The sequence below is a fragment of the Marinobacter sp. LV10R520-4 genome (assembly GCF_002563815.1).
In the GTDB taxonomy this organism is placed as follows: Bacteria; Pseudomonadota; Gammaproteobacteria; order Pseudomonadales; family Oleiphilaceae; genus Marinobacter.
Map to the genome: position 1 here is coordinate 4074132 of NZ_PDJM01000001.1, position 18599 is coordinate 4092730.

The following is an 18599-nucleotide window of genomic DNA, read 5'->3' on the forward strand; positions in this document are numbered from 1 at the left end:
AGCGGGATGTTATTGATAATAGGCGTTTTCAGTCACGGTGTGATCGGTCACGTCGCGCACGGCGGTTACTTCCGGTACCCGCTCTTTTAGCGTGGTTTCAACGCCCTGCTTCAGCGTAAGGCTGACCGCGGAACAGCCCTGACAGCCACCACCAAATCGCAATACCACAATGGAGTCGTCGACAATTTCAACCAGCGACACTTCACCGCCGTGGGACGCGAGGCCAGGATTGATTTCCGACGCAAGAATGTAATTCACCCGGTCTGGCAGGGGCGCGTTTTCATCGACGTTGGCCACTTTGGCGTTCGGTGCCTTGATTGTCAGCTGTCCGCCCATCTGGTCTTTGGAATAATCCACATAGGCTTCTTCCAGAAATGGCACAGACGCGTGGTCCAGATACAAGGTGAACTTGTCCAGATCGAACTGCTCGTCCGTCGGCACAATTTCATTTGGCGGGCAGTAAGCAAGGCAGGTTTCGGCATTTTTGGTGCCGGGCTGGGTGACGAAAATACGCACACCCATACCTTTCACATCCTGCTTTGCAATCAGTTCCGCAAGATAGTCCCGCGCGGGATCGGTCACAGTTACCACGGACATAGTTTGAACTCGCTTTAGAATTTCATCCTATTTTACGGCAGATGGCGGCAACATGAAAGACCAACCAAAATGGTTGGTCTTTATGGGGTATAATTACTTTCCGCTATTGCTCCAGTGTGGATTATCCAGCGTATGAACTACGCCAAAAGCGCCGAATTTGCTATCATCTGCCGCCGAATATTAACAGAAACGCCTTAGCGCCATTTTCACAGCGCTCAGCAGCCAGCAACGCCCGTGCCTGTTTTACAACAATCTATGAAAGAGAAACCCATGACTGATCGCACCACCCGCCTGAACCAACTGCACCAAGCCCTGAAAGAACGCATTGTGATTCTAGACGGCGGCATGGGCACCATGATCCAGCAACTGAAGCTGGACGAAGCGGCGTTTCGGGGTGAGCGATTCGCCAATTACGCAAGCGATCTGCAGGGCAACAACGACCTGCTGAACCTGACCCAGCCCGCGCTTATGCGCAATATTCACGCAGATTACATGGATGCGGGCGCAGACATTATTGAAACCAACACTTTTAATTCTTCGCGTCTGTCGCAAGCGGATTATGGTCTGGAAGACATCGCCAAGGAACTGAACGTGGCTGCCGCACGGCTGGCGCGAGATATCGCCGACGAGTTTACCGCCAAAAACCCCGCAAAACCGCGTTTCGTGGCCGGTGCCGTTGGTCCCACGTCTCGCACCGCCTCGCTTTCACCCCAGGTGAACAACCCGGGCTATCGCAACGTGGACTTCCAGGGCTTGGTGGATAACTACTACGAAGCGGTGGAAGGCCTGGTTGAAGGCGGCTGCGACCTGATTCTGATCGAAACCATTTTCGACACCCTGAACGCCAAAGCGGCCATCTACGCCACCCAGCAATATTTTGAAGACAGCGGTATCGAGCTGCCCATAATGATTTCCGGCACCATTACCGATGCCTCTGGCCGCACTCTTTCGGGCCAGACCACCGAGGCTTTCTGGAACTCCATCGCCCACGCCAAGCCCATCTCGGTGGGCCTGAACTGCGCCCTGGGCGCTGACGCCCTGCGGCCCTATGTGGAAGAGCTGTCTGGCAAAGCCAATACCTACGTTAGCGCCCACCCCAACGCCGGTCTGCCCAACGAGTTTGGTGAATATGACCAAACCCCGGAAGAAATGGCCGACATCATCGAAGGGTTTGCCCGCGATGGTTTTCTTAACATCATTGGTGGTTGCTGCGGTTCGCGCCCGGACCATATTGAAGCGATTGCCAACGCCGTCGCCAAATACCCGCCACGGAAAATCGCGCAGCCAAAACCCGCACTGCGCCTGTCGGGCCTGGAGCCGTTTACCGGTGATAAACACACCCTGTTTATCAACGTGGGCGAGCGCACCAACGTCACCGGTTCCAAGCGCTTTTTGCGCCTGATTAAAGAAGAACGCTACGAAGAAGCTCTGAGCGTGGCCCGGGACCAGGTTGAGAATGGCGCGCAAATTATTGATATCAACATGGACGAAGGCATGCTGGAGTCCAAAGAGGTGATGGTCACCTTTTTGAACCTGGTGGCGTCAGAACCCGACATCTCCCGCGTACCCATCATGATTGACTCCTCCAAGTGGGAAATCATCGAAGCCGGTTTACGCTGCATCCAAGGCAAGGCGGTGGTGAACTCCATCAGCCTGAAAGAAGGCGAAGAAGAATTCTTCAAGCGCGCCCGAGACTGCATGCGTTATGGCGCCGCCGTGGTGGTTATGGCGTTTGACGAACAAGGCCAGGCCGATACCTTCAAGCGTAAAACCGAGATCTGCAAACGTTCTTATGACGCGCTGATAAGCATCGGTTTTAAACCGGGCGACATCATTTTTGACCCGAACATTTTTGCCATTGCCACCGGCATTGAAGAACACAACAACTACGCGGTGGATTTCATCAACGCCTGCCGCTGGATTCGCGCCAACCTGCCCCACGCCTCGATTTCCGGCGGTGTCAGTAACGTGTCTTTCTCGTTCCGCGGCAACGACGTGGTGCGCGAGACCATCCACTCGGTATTTTTGTACCACGCCATCAAAGCCGGCCTGAATATGGGCATCGTCAACCCCGGCCAGCTGGTGATTTACGACGACATTGAAGCGGAACTAAAAGAAGCCGTAGAAGATGTGGTGCTGAATCGCCGCGAAGATTCTACCGACCGCCTGCTGGCACTTGCCGAGCGTTTCAAAGGTCAGGGCGTAAAAACCCCGGAAGAAGATCTGGCCTGGCGTGATTTGCCGGTCAAAAAACGCCTGGAACACGCCTTGGTAAAAGGCATTACCAGTCACATTATTGAGGACACTGAAGCTTGCCGGCAAGAAGCCGATCGCCCCATTCACGTCATTGAAGGCCCGTTGATGGACGGCATGAACGTTGTTGGCGATCTGTTTGGCGACGGCAAGATGTTCCTGCCTCAGGTAGTCAAAAGCGCCCGGGTTATGAAGCAGGCGGTAGCCCACCTGATTCCATTTATTGAAGCGGAAAAATCCGGAGGCCAGCAGGCCAAGGGCAAAATCCTGATGGCCACGGTAAAAGGCGATGTGCACGACATCGGCAAAAACATTGTGGGCGTGGTGCTGCAGTGCAACAACTACGAAGTAATCGACATGGGCGTTATGGTGCCCTGCGACAAAATTCTGGCCGCGGCGAAAGAGCACAACGTGGACATTATTGGCCTTAGCGGACTGATCACACCGTCACTGGACGAAATGGTGCACGTAGCCCGTGAGATGCAGCGTCTGGATTTTCACCTGCCACTGATGATCGGCGGCGCTACAACCTCCAAAGCCCACACCGCAGTGAAAATTGAGCCGCACTATAAAAACGACATCGCCCTTTACGTGTCAGACGCCTCGCGCTGCGTTAACGTGGCCTCAAAACTGCTGAGTAAAACCGCCAAACCCGGTCTGGTAGAAGCGGCCAGGGTGGAGTACGACGAAATCCGCGAACGCCGCAAAAATCGCAGCGAGCGCACCAAACTGGTGTCATTGAAAGAAGCCCGCGACCGCGCACCGGAGATCGACTTTGACAACTACGTGCCCCCCAAGCCGGCCTTTCTGGGCGCCCGCTTGTTCGAAGAATACGATCTGAACGAACTGGTGCCTTACATTGACTGGACACCGTTCTTCATTTCCTGGGATATCTCGGGCAAGTACCCGCAGATTTTTGACGATCCCAAGCGCGGTGAAGTCGCCAGAACCCTGTTCGACGAAGCCCAGGTCATTCTTCGCAAAATGATTGATGAAAAACGTGTAACCGCTTGTGGTATAGCCGGTTTCTGGCCGGCGAACCGTCGTGGCGATGACGTTGTTGTGTACACTGATGAAAGCCGCACTGAAGAGCTTGCCGTGCTGCACCACCTGCGCCAGCAAGATGAAAAAGCACCCGGAAAGCCGATGATGGCGTTGTCAGATTTCGTGGCTCCGAAAGGCTATGAACACCCTGATTACGTAGGTGGCTTCGCGGTCACCACCGGTATCGGCGCTGAAGAAATGTCTAACGAGTACAGAGATGCGAACGATGACTACAACGCCATTATGGTGAAATCTCTGGCAGATCGCCTGGCCGAAGCCTTCGCCGAACGTCTGCACGAACGCGTACGCACTGAATTCTGGGGCTACGCCAGTGACGAGAGCATGGACACTGCCGCGCTGATCAAAGAGCGCTATCAGGGTATTCGCCCGGCACCCGGTTATCCCGCTTGCCCCGACCACATTGAAAAGGCCACGCTGTTTACCCTGCTGGACGCAACCGCCAAAACCGGTATCACCCTGACCGAGCACTTCGCCATGTTCCCGGCCGCTGCGGTCTCTGGCTGGTACTTTTCGCACCCGCAGTCCAAATACTTTGCCGTCGGCCGCATTGGCGTAGACCAAGTTGAAGACTATGCTGACCGTACCGGCCAAACCAAAGCCGAAGCCGAACGCTGGTTACAACCCAGCTTGGCATACGATCCAGCGGAATAACGCTCTGATGTAAACAGCGGAGACTGGCTATGACCACAAAAGACAATAATGAAAACACTCAGCCCGGCAGCAAAGCGCTGCCACGGCCGAGTTTATGGAAAGTGATGCAGAGTATTCTGGCGGGCGCTCTGGGTGTTCAATCCAGCAAGCGCCATCAGGAAGATTTTGCCAACCCCAGCCCGTGGGCCTACATTGTTGGCGGGATATTGTTTACCACCTTGTTGATTGGCGGCTTGGTACTTCTGGTGAATGTGGTGCTGGCCAACGCCTGAGCGCTGAGACCCAGCACCCGTCTTATTGGCCAGAAACCCAAATCACCGCTAAAACGACCGCAAGTGCTATCAACACAACGGCCGCAATGGCGTCTACTTGGCTATCACTGCGTACAGATTTACTCATACCCGCTTCCTCGTGCTTAATTGAAAACAATTGCCCTTAGTTAAGCACGAATTGCGTAATCTGCCAATTTTCGGGTTAATTCAACCCGTGCTGCAGCACAATCTTGCCGCTGGACTTGCCCGCCAAAAATGCTTCCAAGGCGCTGGCAAGGCCACTGCGGCCGATGACCCTGGCCGACTTTTCCGTTTGCGGACAGCCCCAAGGGCCGGCCAGTTTGTCCCAAATGGCTTGTTTATCCGCCAGCGGAATTTCTACCGAGTCGACACCCAACAGGTTCACGCCGCGCAATATGAACGGCAGCACGGTGGTAGGCAACTCAATGCCCGCAACCAGACCGCAACAGCTAACAGATCCGCCGGGCTGTACCTGCTTCAGCAGCTCTGCCAGCGGCGCGCCACCTACGGAGTCTACTGCGTTGGCAAACGCCGGTTTTAACATCGGCTTTTTTTGCGCCTCCAGTGCCTCACGGCCCACAATTTCAGCCGCACCCAGGGTACGTAGCGTGTCTTCCTGTTCGGCTTTGCCGCTGATGGCTACTACGTCAAAACCCAGAACCGATAGAATTTCCACCGCCACGCTGCCTACCGCACCGCTGGCGCCAGAAACAGCCACTTTGCCCTGCTCTGGTGCAGCGCCCATGGTTAGCAGCTTGTGCACGCACAGACCGGCTGTAAGGCCGGCGGTGCCATAGGTCATTGCGGTTTTCGCCGCCCACCCCTCTGGCATGGCAATACACCAGGCTGCAGGCACGCGAATGTATTCGCCAAATCCGCCAGCGGTGTTCATGCCCAAATCGTAACCGGTCACCAGCACCTGGCTGCCTACACCCAGTACACCCGCAGGCGCACCAGCGGCTAACTCAACCACTTCACCAGCAGCATCTATGCCGGGTGTGTGGGGGAACTGTCGGGTAACGCCTTTATTGCCGGAGGCAGACAGCGCGTCTTTGTAGTTAAGTGACGAGTGGCTGACCCGTATCAGCACGTCGCCAGCCGGCAAATCGGCTGTACTCAGGGTCATTTCGCTACCGCGATAACCGCCATCCTGCTCGCTGACCTGCCAGGCCTGGTAAGTCTGTCCGTTTTGCTGCGGGTTGCTCTGGGATTCACTCATTTGACGACTCCTGGTTTGGGGCACTAAAAAGTACTATCTAACTAAAAAGTACTATCTAAAGAGCCTTTTTAGTGCAAATTCTGGTTACGGAACACACTCAGCAAACGCCAAACTGTGTTCTCCACGGCCGAACTGGCTGCCAGCCCAAGCTTCTCTGGTAGTGTGCGTTTGCGTTGATACGACACCGAAACCACCTCTGCGCGATCTGCCGCTTCCAGCAAATACTCGTCTGAGGTTTGTATAGCGTCAATCAGCTTTACGTCTAACGCACGGCGGCCAAACCAGATGTCACCGTTGGCAACCGCTGCCATGTCTAACTGCGGCCGGCGCTCACCTACGTAATCTTTGAACAGCTGGTGGATGTCTTCAAGGTCTGCCAGAAATTTCTGACGGCCCTTATCGGTGTTTTCACCAAACATGGTCAATGTGCGTTTGTGCTCACCCGCCGTCAATACTTCAAAGTCTACGTTGTTCTTTTTCAGCAACCGGTGCACGTTGGGCAATTGCGCCACCACGCCGATGGAACCCAGAATCGCAAACGGCGACGCCACAATGCGGTCTGCTACGCAGGCCATCATATAGCCACCGCTGGCGGCTACTTTGTCTACACACACGGTCAAATTCAGGCCTTTGGCGCGGATGCGGTCTAGCTGTGCTGCCGCCAGGCCGTAGGAATGCACCATGCCGCCACCGCTTTCCAGGCGCACCACCACCTCGTCTTGCTCCGGCTTCGCCACACTGAGCACGGCGGTAATCGCGCGGCGCAGGCCTTCGGTGTCGCTGGCCTTTATGTCACCATCAAAATCCAACACAAACACTCGCGTTTTGGCTGCTTCGTCGGCAGTCTCAGCGGTGTCACTCTTGGCGCCTTTCGCTTTGGCTTTTACCTTTTCGGCTTTGCGCTCGGCTTTGTCTTCTTTTTTGCGCAACTTGGCAAACGCTTTGCGCTCGGGGTCTGTCATCAATCGCGCTTCGATGCCCTCACGCAATTTACGGTAGTTATCATTGAGTTTGCGGATGCGCAGTTCACCGTCTTCGTGTTCACTGCTTTTCTCCCGCTGGGCAGCGGAGATAATCAGGGTAATAATCACCACCACAGCCAGCACCAAGGTGACGGCTTTAGCAAGGAAAAGACCATAGTCTGCAAGGAATTCCAAAGGGTTTCTCCCGTAGGTTCAGATAAGCAAGCAAGTGTAACCCAGAGCTCATCGGGTGATAACCCGGGCATAAATTAAAACAATCGTTTGAATGCACTTGACAGCTGTCGCTACCGGCCATAAAGTCAGGAATTGAGTCGGGCTGTGTCGCCGTCATCACAACCATTTAAAGGGTCAATTTATGTCCGTAGAACAAATCTTTGAAAAGCTGGAACAGAGTTTTAACGCCGAAGCCGCGCAAGGTCTGGACCTAGTTTTTCAGTTCGATATCGAGGACGACAAAACCTATCACCTGGTGATTAACGACGGCACCTGCAAGCTGCACCATGGCGCCCACGACGACCCTTCCGTTACCTTGATCATGAACTCCGAAACCCTGGAAGACGTGGTTTCTGGTGAAACCGACGGCATGCAGGCATTCATGGCTGGCCAACTGCGCGCCGAAGGCGACATGATGCTGGCTACCAAACTCGGCGACCTGTTTAACATGGGCTGAGTCTGTCCGCGTCTAAAGGCGAACGTCGTCCAAAGACGTTTTCGCCAGGCGCAACAGGTCGGCGTTTTCGGGCTCGTGTTTGCCAATATTGCCAATGTAGTATTCGAGGGATGTCAAAGCATCTGCCATGGCTTCCAGCACCTGTTCAGACGGAGGCTCAGTGTCATCCAAAAGCCGGTGCTGAATTGCATCACCAATACGCTGCAGAACTTCCGCGGCATCCGGGTCGTTAATCATTACCAATCCACCCCAAATGGTATGCAGGGTGGCCGGCACGTTAGCCAGGTGCAATTTATCGTAATCCGATTCAATGAACGCTGTAATCGCTCGTTTTGCCAGGGTCAGCGCGTTACGGGCTTCATCCGCCACCACCCACACGGCTTCGCGCAGGCACAATGATTCTTCGCGGCTGTCAGACGGGTTAACGCTTGCCAGATCTGCTTCGTTGTTAATGCCACGATTGGCAATCTGCAACACCACGTCTTCGATGCCCAGTACAGAATCCGCGAGGCTGTGCAGCTCGGCTTCATCTGGCAGACGCGATTCCTGCTCCAGCTTGCGCAACTTAACGGCTTCCTGGTTCGCGGTTGCAGCCAGACGCTTCAAATCCAACATCAGCAGCGTGTTGGCCAACTTCTCCAGGATTACGGCAATCAATCCCAGTTCAGCCAGGTCTGGTTCGATACCACGCTCAATAATGTCCAGCTTGTCTTTTAATTGGTTCAGCTCATCCTGCATTGCTTCTGACAACGACTTAAGCACGTCACTGCCCGGGCCGTAAAGTTTGCGGGAATGGGCTTCCAGAATGGCGTCCGAAAATTCTGCAGGCGCCAGGCGAAAAGCCTGGAGTACCTGCACCACTTCGGGATTGGCCGAGCCACTGCAATGCAGCAGGTACACCAGATCGGTAAGCAAGTCGTCAGGTATTGGTTTATTGGCCGAATCAGCACCCATGTAAACCCGTTGGCGGGCGTATTTTTCAATCGCCATAAACAGTCGCTTGCGAGCCTTGGAAAACATCATGGCCCGGTCGAGCATGGTATCGGCAACAATTTCCACCAGGCACCACAGTTGCCCCTGGGGTTTACCGTTGCACAGCCGCGCAAAACCGCGAGCAGCGCGGCTGATGAGCTTCTTTGTTACTGCGTCGTTGCGTTCGTGCAGAATGCCCAGCAGCGCCACTTGATAGGTCAGGCTCATGCGCCGGGCCATAATGTCGACATCGTTGGTGTCGCCGGCGACAGGCCGCAGCTTCATGCCTTTGCAAAAGTCCGGGCGTTGCGCAAGGTCGAGCTTGAAATGCCAGGATTCCGGGTAAACAGCTTCGTTGCGCGCTTCGCGCAGTTCGTTAATCACCGGTAACAGCAGATTGGGGTGGTCCTGGCGCTGCTGCTGATGGTATTCCACGTAACGGCGCAGAACAAATAAGGCCTTGTTGAGGGCGGTTAATAGAATATTTTTGTCGGTTCTTGCACCAACTGGAACATTATTGCAGGTACTTACCGCCTCCTCGCACAGCAAGGTTCCGCCACGCAGTTCCACCAATGTAAAGATGCCCCGCAGCTGGTTCAGACAATCCAGGCAGTTTTGCAGATCTTCGTCACTTTCCCGATTTTCCTGAAAGCATGCCAGGTTGTTTTCAGCCTGCCGGATGGTTTGCTCGATTTCACTTTTAACGAGATCGAAGGACTGCGATTTCGTTGCCAGAGACGATTACACCATAACTCACGCTTCCCTGTTGACCCTGCGGTGACACCGCACGCTACTTGACCGGTTACATCAAAAAATGACGTAACTCCCGTCAATTATAACACAATTTTAACGCCACTCAACCAGGGCGTCAGGGTCAGGTAATTTCTTTCTACCCAGTTTGCTACGCAGTTCCTGGCACAGCTCCCGACCCAGTTCTCATTCGGCGCCCAGAACCTGGCTCCACACGGTCGAGCCCGCTTTTTTTTCCATCATCGCCATAAACTCGCGATGGGCCAGGTCTTCGTCTGCACTGGCACGAATCACCTGCAACGCCTCGCGGGCGGCCTGCACCCGGCGGATACCATCGCCCTGGCCACCCTCACCCGAGCCGGCATCCAGCAACAGCGCAGTCTGGCCGCCGGTTAACAGCAAATACACATCGGCCAGAATTTCCGCATCCAGCAGAGCGCCGTGCAATTCGCGATTGCTGTTGTCTACCCCGTAGCGTTTGCACAAGGCGTTCAGGTTGTTTTTCTGGCCGGGATGGCGCTTGCGCGCAATGGCCAAGGTATCAACAATGCCACAGTGTTCGGCGGTTTTACGGCCGCCGTCAAGACGGCCAAATTCGGCGTCCATAAAGCCGACGTCAAATGCCGCGTTGTGAATCACCAGCTCCGCACCGCGGATAAACTCGAAAAATTCGTCAGCAACAACCGCAAATGGCGGCTTGTCGACCAGAAACTCGTTGGTAATGCCGTGTATGGCGATGGCTTCGGCTTCTATTTCGCGGCCAGGGTTCACGTAAACATGGTAGTTACGGCCGGTTAACGACCGCTCAACCAACTCTACGCAGCCAATCTCGATAATTCGATGGCCGTCGTTGGGGTCAATACCGGTGGTTTCGGTATCCAATACAATTTGTCGCATGCAGTTGCCCTTTACTGTTTTCAGGCTGACCGGTTAACCCGTCAACTCTTCAACGCCTTGGTTAGCCAGCTGGTCGGCCAATTCGTTATCCGGCACGCCGGCATGGCCTTTCACCCAATGCCAGTTTACACGGTGGCGCTCGCTTTGTTCATTCAGGGCTTTCCACAGATCGTCATTTTTAACCGGCTTTTTAGCCGCGGTTTTCCAGCCGTTGCGTTTCCAGCCGGCCAGCCACTCGGTAATGCCTTTGCGCACGTACTGGGAGTCGGTATACAACTCTACGTCACAATCACGCTTCAGCGCTTTCAGCCCTTCAATCGCGGCCATCAGCTCCATGCGGTTATTGGTGGTGTGCTGCTCGCCACCGTGCAAGGTTTTGCAAACCTCGCCCCAACGCAGCACAACTCCCCAACCGCCGCGCCCGGGGTTGCCCTTGCAGGCGCCGTCGGTGTACATAATCACGTTACCGCTCATTCACTCTCCTGATGATTCTGATGACTCGTATGTGCCACTCCTACGGGGCGACTACCCGCCAGGCCTATAACCTTGCTTTTACTCCACGCACGTCGGCCAGGCGTGCGGGCCAGTTCCCGTTTGCGCGCAAGGATACAGTAATAAGCGCCGCCCGGCATAAATCCGCTAGGCCGCCGCTGCACCGGATTGCGTGCGCAGCGCTGTAACGGTAAACCGTAAAAACGGGTCACCGAATGTTCTATCTGAAAGCCCAATAACCGCAACCAGTCTTCCATCCGCCCCGCCGGCATAAAACGCCCGCCCCAAGGACCGCCCGACGGCCTGCCAAAGCGCCCGGACAAAAGCCGGCGCAGGCCCCAAACGCTAAACGGATTAAAACCGGTAATGGCGATGCAGCCCTCCCCCCTCAACACCCTCGCAGATTCGCGCAGAACCTGATGGGGGTAACGGGAAAAATCCGCCGTGTGGGGCAAAATAACCAAATCCATCGAATCGCCGGAAAATGGCAGTTCATCCGCGTCGCAAACCGCAACCCCGCCGGGAATATCAGGATGCCATTGAGGCACGACAATAATTCGTTGCAAAAAATCGGTACCGGTTGCCAGCGGCAGGCGATGGCTGACGCCGACCTGCAACTGACGGGCGCCGGTGTGGCTGGCCAACTTATGGTCCAGGTACTGGCGCTGATCGGCCAGCAGAGCCCGGCCAAGCGGAGTCTGGAACCAGTGCTCGAAGCTGTCATGGCGCGCCTGGTAATCAATAGCGTCTTCGAGTTTCACTATACTGCTGCTCCTGTTAGCCCTGCTTTTTAACCCCGCTTTTCAACTCTAAAGCTAAGCCGGCGCACGCCACCCGGGCCTGCAAGTTTTGGGGTAAATCGATGAATGCTTTATAGTAGCAGCCACATTGGCTAAGCACATGGGTGGGTTATGTTGACGATTTCTGCAATACCGGCGTTCAATGACAACTATATATGGTGCATCGCTGACCCGCACCGGCACAACGCCCTGATCGTGGACCCGGGCCAGGCGCAACCGGTTCTGGACCACCTGGCGCAACAGGGCCTGGCGCTCACCGCCATTCTAATCACCCACCACCACCCTGATCACGTTGGCGGCGTAAAAGCGCTGCGCGAAGCGTATCCCGACTGCCGGATAATTGGTCCGGCCGACAGCCCGTTCAAAGGCAGCACAAACCCCATCCATCCTGGCGACACCGCGTTATGGGAGGGCATTACTTTCACCAGCATGTCGGTCCCGGGCCACACCCTGGACCATATCGCCTTTTTTACCGACGACACAGCCATAACCGGGCGACCGCTGCTGTTCGCCGGCGACACTCTGTTCGTTTCAGGTTGTGGCCGGCTCTTTGAAGGCACACCGGCGCAGATGCGCCAATCCCTGGAAAGCCTGCGTCAGCTGCCTGACAACACGGCTGTCTACTGCGGCCACGAGTACACCCTGGCAAATCTCAGGTTTGCCCGCACCTGGTTACCGCAATCAAGTGCCCTGGTGGAGTTTGAACAGCGATGCCAGCAAGCACGAGCGAATAACAAGGCAACGGTGCCGTCCACCCTGGCTGAGGAGAAGCGCCTGAACCTTTTTTTGCGCTGGGACGATCCCGAGGTAATTGATGTTGCCAAACGTTATGCCAGTGAGCACACACTGCCGATGGAAAGCGCAGACGACGTCTTTGCCGCGATTCGCCACGGTAAAGATCATTTTCGCGGCTAACCGATCAAGATAGGGACAGATTTGAAATCTGTCCCTAGTTCCTGAAATCTGTCCCTAGTTCCTGAAATCTGTCCCTGGTTCCTGAAATCTGCCCCTGGTTTGTGCGATCCTCTCGCAGCGGTAACAATCGGTTTCTTGACCACTGGTAAACCACACCCATAAAATCCTTTCACCTTTATTATTTGCAGCCAAAGTCGCCGGGCACAATTTGCCACTGGTTTGGCCAACTATTATCCCGGAACGTGTGTTTATGTCGCCCAACCGATTATTAACTTGCCTGTTTAGCGCCGCTCTTATTGCCGGTTGCGCCAGTGAACGCCCCCTCAGCAGCGCTGACAACCCTCTCGATTCCACACACGTAGCCGTCGCCAGCGGTGATGACGACCTCAAACAGGCGGTCATCAAAGGCCAAGCCGATGCCAGCCAGGACGACCCGCTAGACGACGCCATTGCGCCAGAGCTAAAAGCCCAGGCCAGAACCGCCCGAAGTAAGCTAAACGCCGCCAATATTAAACAGCCCGCAACGCTAGCCGATAACGCTCTTGAAAACGGGATCAAGACCGAGAACACCAATTTGTGGCAACGCCTGCGGGACGGCTTTGCGCTGGATCATGACGTAGACCAACCGCGCCTGGAACAGCAACTGGCCTGGTTTGCCAGTCACCCGCGCTACATTGAACGGGTGATGGAGCGCGGCAGCCGCTACTTTCACTACATCATCAGCGAGACCGAGCGCCGTGGCCTGCCCACAGAACTGGCCCTGCTGCCCATTGTAGAAAGTGCGTTTGACCCGTTTGCCTACTCCCACGGCCGCGCCGCCGGGCTCTGGCAGTTTGTACCGGCCACCGGAAAATACTTTGGCTTAACCCAAAGCTGGTGGCACGATGACCGCCGCGATGTCGTCGCTGCTACCGACGCTGCTCTAACCTACCTCGAACGCCTGAGCAAACGCTTTGACGGCGACTACACACTTGCGCTGGCTGCGTACAACAGCGGCGGCGGCACGGTTTCCAGCGCCATACGCCGCAATACAAACGCTGACAAACCAACGGATTTCTGGTCGCTGAAGCTGCCGAAAGAAACCCGCCACTACGTACCAAAGCTACTGGCTCTGGCGAAAATCTTCGCCGATCCGCAAGCTTATGGTATCGATTTGCCAGCACTGGCCAACGAGCCTTACTTCGCCGTGGTTGAAACCGGCTCGCAGCTAGACCTGGCCAAAGCCGCCGAACTGGCCGCGACCGATATAGACGAAATGTACCTGCTAAACCCGTCTTTTAACCGCTGGGCCACCAACCCCGATGGCCCACACCGGCTGTTGGTGCCCGTGGCCAGCGCGGAACGCTTTCGCAAAGCACTGAAAACCTACCCGGTCAATCAACGTGTGTCCTGGCGCAACTACAGGGTGCGTTCCGGGGATAGCCTAAGCACCATAGCCCAGCGTTTTGAGACCACCGCACCGGTCATCCGCAAGCTTAATAAACTCAACGGCGACACAATTCGTATCGGCCAGCGCCTGATGATCCCATCCGCAACCGGCGACAGCGAAACCTATGCCCTAAGCGCCGCCCAGCGTCTGGAAAAGAAACAGTCGCGGCCGCGTGATGGCGACAAAGTCAGCTACCACGTTCGGCCCGGGGACACCTTCTGGGATATCGCCCGCGAACACCGGGTGAAAGTGCGTGAACTGGCCGCCTGGAACAGCATGGCGCCGGCCGATCCGCTGATCCCGGGAAAGAAGCTTGTGATCTGGTCGCAAAACACCAAAACCACCGTCGCCAGCTCTGGTTCAAGTACCAGTGCGCGGATAAAAGCCCTGGTGCGCAAAGTCGGCTACAGGGTGCGCAAAGGTGATTCCCTGGCGGCCATTGCCGGACGTTTTTCGGTCAACGTCAGCGATATTGCTGGTTGGAATGACCTGAATACCGAGCATTATCTGCAACCTGGACAAAGTCTGGTACTCTACGTGGACATTCGTAACAGCCCCTGATTAGGGAACCATGAAAGTGGTTAAAACAAAAAAGGTACCCATGATAAAAAAACGCTCGCATACATCATTGGCCCGGCCTTTTAACCACTTACTTTGCGCCGCTACCATCGGCTTGGCCATGCTCGCCACGCCCTTGATGGCGCAAAACAGCGACGCGCCCCCGGCCTCAAATACCATGCCTTTTAACACCCCCCAGCACGGCATCGCCATGCATGGTGATCCCAAGTACCCACCGAATTTTTCCCATTTCGACTACGTCAATCCCAGCGCGCCGAAAGGCGACACTTTGCGCCTTGCGGTAGTCGCCAACGGTTTTGACACCTTCAACCCATTTCATTTGCGCGGAGTGGCGGCGGCTGGCATCAGTGGCTATCTTTACGACACCCTGATGGAGTCATCCGCCGACGAGCCATTTTCGGCCTATGGCCTGATTGCCGAATCCATTGAAACACCCGCCGACCGCAGCTACGTGGTGTTCAACTTGCGCCCCGAAGCCCGTTTTCAAGACGGCGAACAGATTACCGCCGAAGACGTCGCATTTTCCTTTAACACGCTGGTTACCGAAGGCCATCCGTTTTTCCGCAACTACTACGCCGATGTCAGCAACGTAACTGTAGAGAGCCCCCTGCGCATACGATTTGATTTCGACACCACTAAAAACCGCGAATTACCGATGATTCTGGGGCAGCTGCCGATACTGCCGGCACACTACTGGGCCGATCGCGAATTCGGCGACAGCGGTTTAACGCCTCCACTGGGAAGCGGCCCCTATCGGATTGCCGAATTCGATGCCGGGCGGTCAGTGACCTATGAACGGGTGAAGGATTACTGGGCGAAAGATTTGGGCGTGCGCAAAGGCCGCTACAACTTCAACCAGATCCGCTATGACTACTATAACGACGACACAGTCGCCCTGGAGGCGTTCAAAGCCGGTAATTTTGATTTCCGTCTGGAGTCCTCCGCCAAAAACTGGGCTACCTCCTACACCGGACAACGCTTCGAAAGCGGTGAAATTATCACCGAAACCATTGGCCACCAGCGGCCAGCCGGCATGCAGGGCTTTGTGTTCAATACTCGCAAGGCCATTTTCAGTGATCCCAGAGTGCGCAAAGCGCTGACCTACGCATTCGATTTTGAATGGGCCAACCAAAACCTGTTTTATGACCAGTACACCCGTAGCGACAGCTATTTCGCCAACAGTGATCTGGCGTCTTCCGGCTTGCCTGAGGGCCGCGAACTGGACATTCTGGAACCCTACCGCGATTCATTACCGCCACGGGTGTTCAACCAAACCTATCAGCCGCCGGTGACCGACGGCCAGCAGGGTTTACGTGCCAACCTCAAGATCGCATTGGAAGAACTGCGCGCCGCCGGCTACAGCATCAAGAACGGCAAGATGGTGCACAGCGAAACAGGCGAAACGCTGGCCTTTGAAGTGCTGTTGTTTCAGAAAACGTTTGAGCGGGTAGTATTGCCGTTCAAAAACAACCTGGCACGCCTGGGGGTAGACGTTACCGTGCGCCTGGTAGACAGCAACCAGTACGTGCAGCGGGTGCGTTCGTTTGACTACGACATGACCACCCAGGTATTTGGCCAGTCTGACTCCCCCGGCAACGAGCAGCGCGACTACTGGCATTCCTCCAGTGTGGATGTAAACGGCTCACGCAATTACGTTGGCGTGAATAATCCAGTGGTGGATGCACTGGTCGAGCAGGTGATTCAAGCACCCGACCGCGAAGAACTGGTGTACCGCACCCGCGCCCTGGACCGGGTTCTGCTAAACGATTATTACGTGGTGCCACACTGGTACCTGGCCAGTGATCGGGTGGCCTACTGGTCGCATCTGAAGCACCCCGGACACACCGCCAAAAACGGCATCGACATCAACAATTGGTGGGTAGAACGCTAAATGGGCGTTTACATTCTGCGTCGGCTGGCGCTGATTATCCCCACTCTGATCGGCATTATGCTGCTCAATTTCGTCATTGTTCAGGCGGCCCCGGGCGGCCCGATTGAACAAATGATTGCCCAAATGCAGGGCCACGGTGGCAACACTCTGGCCCGTGCAGGAGGCGGCGACAGCAGCGGCGAAGTCGTCACCAGCAACGATAGCCGGGGCAGCCGTGGTATTCCGGACGAATTGCTGAAAGAAATCGAAGTCATGTACGGCTTCGACAAGCCCGCTCACGAGCGCTTTTTCAAAATGCTCAAAGACTACGCCACTCTCGATTTCGGCGACTCGTTTTTCCGTGATAAAAGCGTGCTGGAACTGATTCTGGACAAAATGCCGGTGTCCATTTCCCTCGGGCTCTGGTCCACGCTTATTATCTATCTGATTTCTATTCCCCTGGGCATTCGCAAAGCGGTCAGTGACGGCTCACGCTTTGACGTATGGAGCAGTTCGGCGATTGTGATTGGCTATGCCATTCCCGGCTTCCTGTTTGCCATATTGCTGATCGTACTGTTTGCAGGCGGCAGCTACTATGACTGGTTCCCCCTGCGCGGGCTTACCTCCAGCAATTTCGACGAAATGACTTGGTATCAGCAGGTGGGCGACTATTTTTGGCACCTGGCGCTGCCGGTGACGGCCAATGTGATTGGCGGTTTTGCCACGCTCACCTTGCTGACCAAAAACTCGTTTATGGATGAAATCGGCAAGCACTACGTGGTCACTGCCCGCGCAAAAGGCCTGGAAGAAAAGCAGGTGCTTTACGGCCACGTCTTTCGCAACGCCATGCTGATTGTGATCGCCAGTCTGCCCGGGGTTCTGGTTTCGTTGTTTTTCACCGGATCCTTGCTGATTGAGGTTATCTTCTCCCTCGACGGTCTTGGGCTACTGGGCTTTGAAGCGGCCCTGAACCGGGATTATCCGGTGATATTTGGTACCCTGTTCATATTCACTCTGATGGGCCTGTTGCTGAAGCTGATCAGCGACATCACCTACGTATTGGTCGACCCGCGCATCGATTTCGAAAGCCGGGAAGGTGCCTGACCCGTGTCAAACTGGACAGCAACCTTGACCGCATTATTCCCAAAGCCAACCCCCATACAGAAGCGCAGGCTCGCTAACTTCCGCGCCAATGGTCGCGGTTTTTGGTCGCTGTGGCTGTTTTTGCTGCTGTTCGGACTGGCCCTGATGGCAGAGGTGATTGCCAACGATTCGCCGCTGCTGGTGTCGTATCAGGGCCAGTTGTACGCCCCGGTTGTTCAGGATGTTCCGGAGGAAACCTTTGGTGGCTTTCTACCTACCACCGCAGATTACCGCGACCCGTTTATCGCTGATGAAATCAACGCTAACGGCTGGATGCTGTGGCCACCCATCCGCTTCAGTTACAACACCATCAATTACAATCTGGACGTGCCTTCGCCGGCGCCGCCCAGCGCCGAAAACTGGCTAGGCACAGACGACCAAGGCCGCGATGTTGCCGCCAGGGTTATTTACGGCTTCCGCATTTCCGTACTGTTCGGGCTGATTCTGACCCTGGCCAGCTGCGTAGTGGGCGTCACCGTTGGCGCACTGCAAGGTTTTTACGGCGGTAAAGTAGACCTGTTTGGCCAGCGTTTTATCGAAATCTGGTCCGGCCTGCCGGTGCTCTACTTGCTGATTATTCTGTCTGGCATTGTGCAGCCAAACTTCTGGTGGCTGCTGGGCATTATGCTGCTGTTCAGCTGGATGGGGCTGGTGGATGTGGTCCGTGCCGAATTTTTGCGCGCGCGTAATTTTGAATATGTGAAGGCGGCAAGGGCACTGGGGCTGGACAACCGGAAAATCATGTTCCGCCATATTCTGCCCAACGCCATGGTGGCCACCCTCACCTTTTTACCGTTTATATTAACCGGCGCCATTACCGGGCTGACCTCGCTGGATTTTCTGGGTTTTGGTTTGCCTTCCGGGTCGCCGTCATTGGGCGAACTGATTGCCCAAGGCAAAGCCAACCTTCATGCCCCCTGGCTGGGCATCTCGGCGTTCGTGTCCCTGTCGGTGATGCTGACTTTGCTGGTGTTTGTCGGCGAAGCGGTGCGCGATGCTTTTGACCCGAGGAAAAACTGAT

General features: G+C 55.5%; 16 protein-coding genes. 8 read left to right on the forward strand and 8 right to left on the reverse strand.

The window, feature by feature from the left end; genetic code table 11:
* Positions 1–9: 9 nt before the first annotated feature.
* The gene (gene nfuA, locus ATG98_RS19820; protein ID WP_098418670.1) at positions 10–597 is read right to left on the reverse strand and encodes a Fe-S biogenesis protein NfuA; all 588 of its coding nucleotides are present in this window, start codon (positions 595–597) and stop codon (positions 10–12) included.
* A 270-nt stretch (positions 598–867) separates the two neighbouring features.
* On the opposite strand from nfuA, the gene metH reads away from it, so the two are divergent.
* Complete coding sequence (gene metH / locus ATG98_RS19825; RefSeq protein ID WP_098424159.1) at positions 868–4566, forward strand: methionine synthase; 3699 nt, start codon at positions 868–870, stop codon at positions 4564–4566.
* A 29-nt stretch (positions 4567–4595) separates the two neighbouring features.
* Complete coding sequence (locus tag ATG98_RS19830) at positions 4596–4838, forward strand: DUF2970 domain-containing protein (protein WP_098418672.1); 243 nt, start codon at positions 4596–4598, stop codon at positions 4836–4838.
* A 202-nt stretch (positions 4839–5040) separates the two neighbouring features.
* Here the strand turns inward: ATG98_RS19830 and ATG98_RS19835 are convergent, their stop codons facing one another.
* Both ATG98_RS19835 and sohB read right to left on the reverse strand, forming a co-directional pair.
* Positions 5041–6078, reverse strand: a complete 1038-nt coding sequence (locus ATG98_RS19835; RefSeq protein ID WP_098418673.1) for a YhdH/YhfP family quinone oxidoreductase — start codon at positions 6076–6078, stop codon at positions 5041–5043.
* Positions 6079–6146: 68 nt separating this feature from the next.
* Positions 6147–7235 carry a protease SohB gene (gene sohB, locus ATG98_RS19840; RefSeq protein WP_098418674.1) on the reverse strand — a complete coding sequence of 363 codons (1089 nt, stop codon included), beginning with the start codon at positions 7233–7235 and terminating at the stop codon, positions 6147–6149.
* A gap of 181 nt (positions 7236–7416) precedes the next feature.
* On the opposite strand from sohB, the gene ATG98_RS19845 reads away from it, so the two are divergent.
* Positions 7417–7731: an SCP2 sterol-binding domain-containing protein gene (locus ATG98_RS19845; protein ID WP_098418675.1), complete on the forward strand. Its 315-nt coding sequence runs from the start codon at positions 7417–7419 to the stop codon at positions 7729–7731.
* Positions 7732–7743: 12 nt separating this feature from the next.
* On the opposite strand, the gene ATG98_RS19850 is transcribed toward ATG98_RS19845, so the two are convergent.
* The 4 genes from ATG98_RS19850 to ATG98_RS19865 all read right to left on the reverse strand — a co-directional run bounded on the left by ATG98_RS19850 (position 7744) and on the right by ATG98_RS19865 (position 11603).
* Entirely contained in the window at positions 7744–9438 is a 1695-nt protein-coding gene (locus ATG98_RS19850) for a chemotaxis protein (protein ID WP_323807762.1), read from the reverse strand.
* A gap of 201 nt (positions 9439–9639) precedes the next feature.
* Entirely contained in the window at positions 9640–10350 is a 711-nt protein-coding gene (gene dnaQ, locus ATG98_RS19855) for a DNA polymerase III subunit epsilon (protein WP_098418676.1), read from the reverse strand.
* 33 nt (positions 10351–10383) lie between these two features.
* Positions 10384–10824 carry a ribonuclease HI gene (rnhA, locus tag ATG98_RS19860; RefSeq protein ID WP_098418677.1) on the reverse strand — a complete coding sequence of 147 codons (441 nt, stop codon included), beginning with the start codon at positions 10822–10824 and terminating at the stop codon, positions 10384–10386.
* Positions 10821–11603, reverse strand: coding sequence for a class I SAM-dependent methyltransferase (locus ATG98_RS19865; RefSeq protein ID WP_098418678.1), 783 nt, complete (start codon positions 11601–11603; stop codon positions 10821–10823). The genes rnhA and ATG98_RS19865 overlap by 4 nt, the downstream gene beginning before the upstream one ends.
* Before the next feature lie 150 nt (positions 11604–11753).
* Here ATG98_RS19865 and gloB point away from each other — a divergent pair, with 150 nt between their 5' ends.
* Positions 11754–12557, forward strand: coding sequence for a hydroxyacylglutathione hydrolase (gene gloB, locus ATG98_RS19870; protein ID WP_098418679.1), 804 nt, complete (start codon positions 11754–11756; stop codon positions 12555–12557).
* 250 nt (positions 12558–12807) lie between these two features.
* Positions 12808–14547, forward strand: a complete 1740-nt coding sequence (locus ATG98_RS19875; RefSeq protein ID WP_098418680.1) for a lytic transglycosylase — start codon at positions 12808–12810, stop codon at positions 14545–14547.
* Here the strand turns inward: ATG98_RS19875 and ATG98_RS22620 are convergent, their stop codons facing one another.
* On the reverse strand, positions 14548–14724 hold the full coding sequence (locus tag ATG98_RS22620; protein WP_228706222.1) for a hypothetical protein: 177 nt from the start codon (positions 14722–14724) through the stop codon (positions 14548–14550). It abuts the gene before it with no gap.
* Here ATG98_RS22620 and ATG98_RS19880 point away from each other — a divergent pair.
* From ATG98_RS19880 to ATG98_RS19890, 3 genes are read left to right on the forward strand one after another with little or no spacing between them, the layout of a single operon-like run.
* A complete protein-coding gene (locus tag ATG98_RS19880; protein WP_228706223.1) occupies positions 14723–16456 on the forward strand; it encodes an extracellular solute-binding protein in 1734 nt (577 codons plus the stop codon). The genes ATG98_RS22620 and ATG98_RS19880 overlap by 2 nt on opposite strands.
* Positions 16457–17539: a microcin C ABC transporter permease YejB gene (locus ATG98_RS19885; RefSeq protein WP_098424160.1), complete on the forward strand. Its 1083-nt coding sequence runs from the start codon at positions 16457–16459 to the stop codon at positions 17537–17539. It abuts the gene before it with no gap.
* Positions 17540–17542: 3 nt separating this feature from the next.
* Complete coding sequence (locus ATG98_RS19890) at positions 17543–18598, forward strand: ABC transporter permease (RefSeq protein WP_098424161.1); 1056 nt, start codon at positions 17543–17545, stop codon at positions 18596–18598.
* Position 18599: the final 1 nt, after the last annotated feature.

Bases quoted from the DNA above. Each gene is read 5' to 3' on its own strand.
- nfuA (WP_098418670.1), bottom strand. From the start codon at position 597: ATGTCCGTGGTAACTGTGACCGATCCCGCGCGGGACTATCTTGCGGAA.
- metH (WP_098424159.1), top strand. From the start codon at position 868: ATGACTGATCGCACCACCCGCCTGAACCAACTGCACCAAGCCCTGAAA.
- ATG98_RS19830 (WP_098418672.1), top strand. From the start codon at position 4,596: ATGACCACAAAAGACAATAATGAAAACACTCAGCCCGGCAGCAAAGCG.
- ATG98_RS19835 (WP_098418673.1), bottom strand. From the start codon at position 6,078: ATGAGTGAATCCCAGAGCAACCCGCAGCAAAACGGACAGACTTACCAG.
- ATG98_RS19845 (WP_098418675.1), top strand. From the start codon at position 7,417: ATGTCCGTAGAACAAATCTTTGAAAAGCTGGAACAGAGTTTTAACGCC.
- dnaQ (WP_098418676.1), bottom strand. From the start codon at position 10,350: ATGCGACAAATTGTATTGGATACCGAAACCACCGGTATTGACCCCAAC.
- rnhA (WP_098418677.1), bottom strand. From the start codon at position 10,824: ATGAGCGGTAACGTGATTATGTACACCGACGGCGCCTGCAAGGGCAAC.
- gloB (WP_098418679.1), top strand. From the start codon at position 11,754: ATGTTGACGATTTCTGCAATACCGGCGTTCAATGACAACTATATATGG.
- ATG98_RS19875 (WP_098418680.1), top strand. From the start codon at position 12,808: ATGTCGCCCAACCGATTATTAACTTGCCTGTTTAGCGCCGCTCTTATT.
- ATG98_RS19880 (WP_228706223.1), top strand. From the start codon at position 14,723: ATGCCTTTTAACACCCCCCAGCACGGCATCGCCATGCATGGTGATCCC.
- ATG98_RS22620 (WP_228706222.1), bottom strand. From the start codon at position 14,724: ATGGTATTTGAGGCCGGGGGCGCGTCGCTGTTTTGCGCCATCAAGGGC.
- ATG98_RS19885 (WP_098424160.1), top strand. From the start codon at position 16,457: ATGGGCGTTTACATTCTGCGTCGGCTGGCGCTGATTATCCCCACTCTG.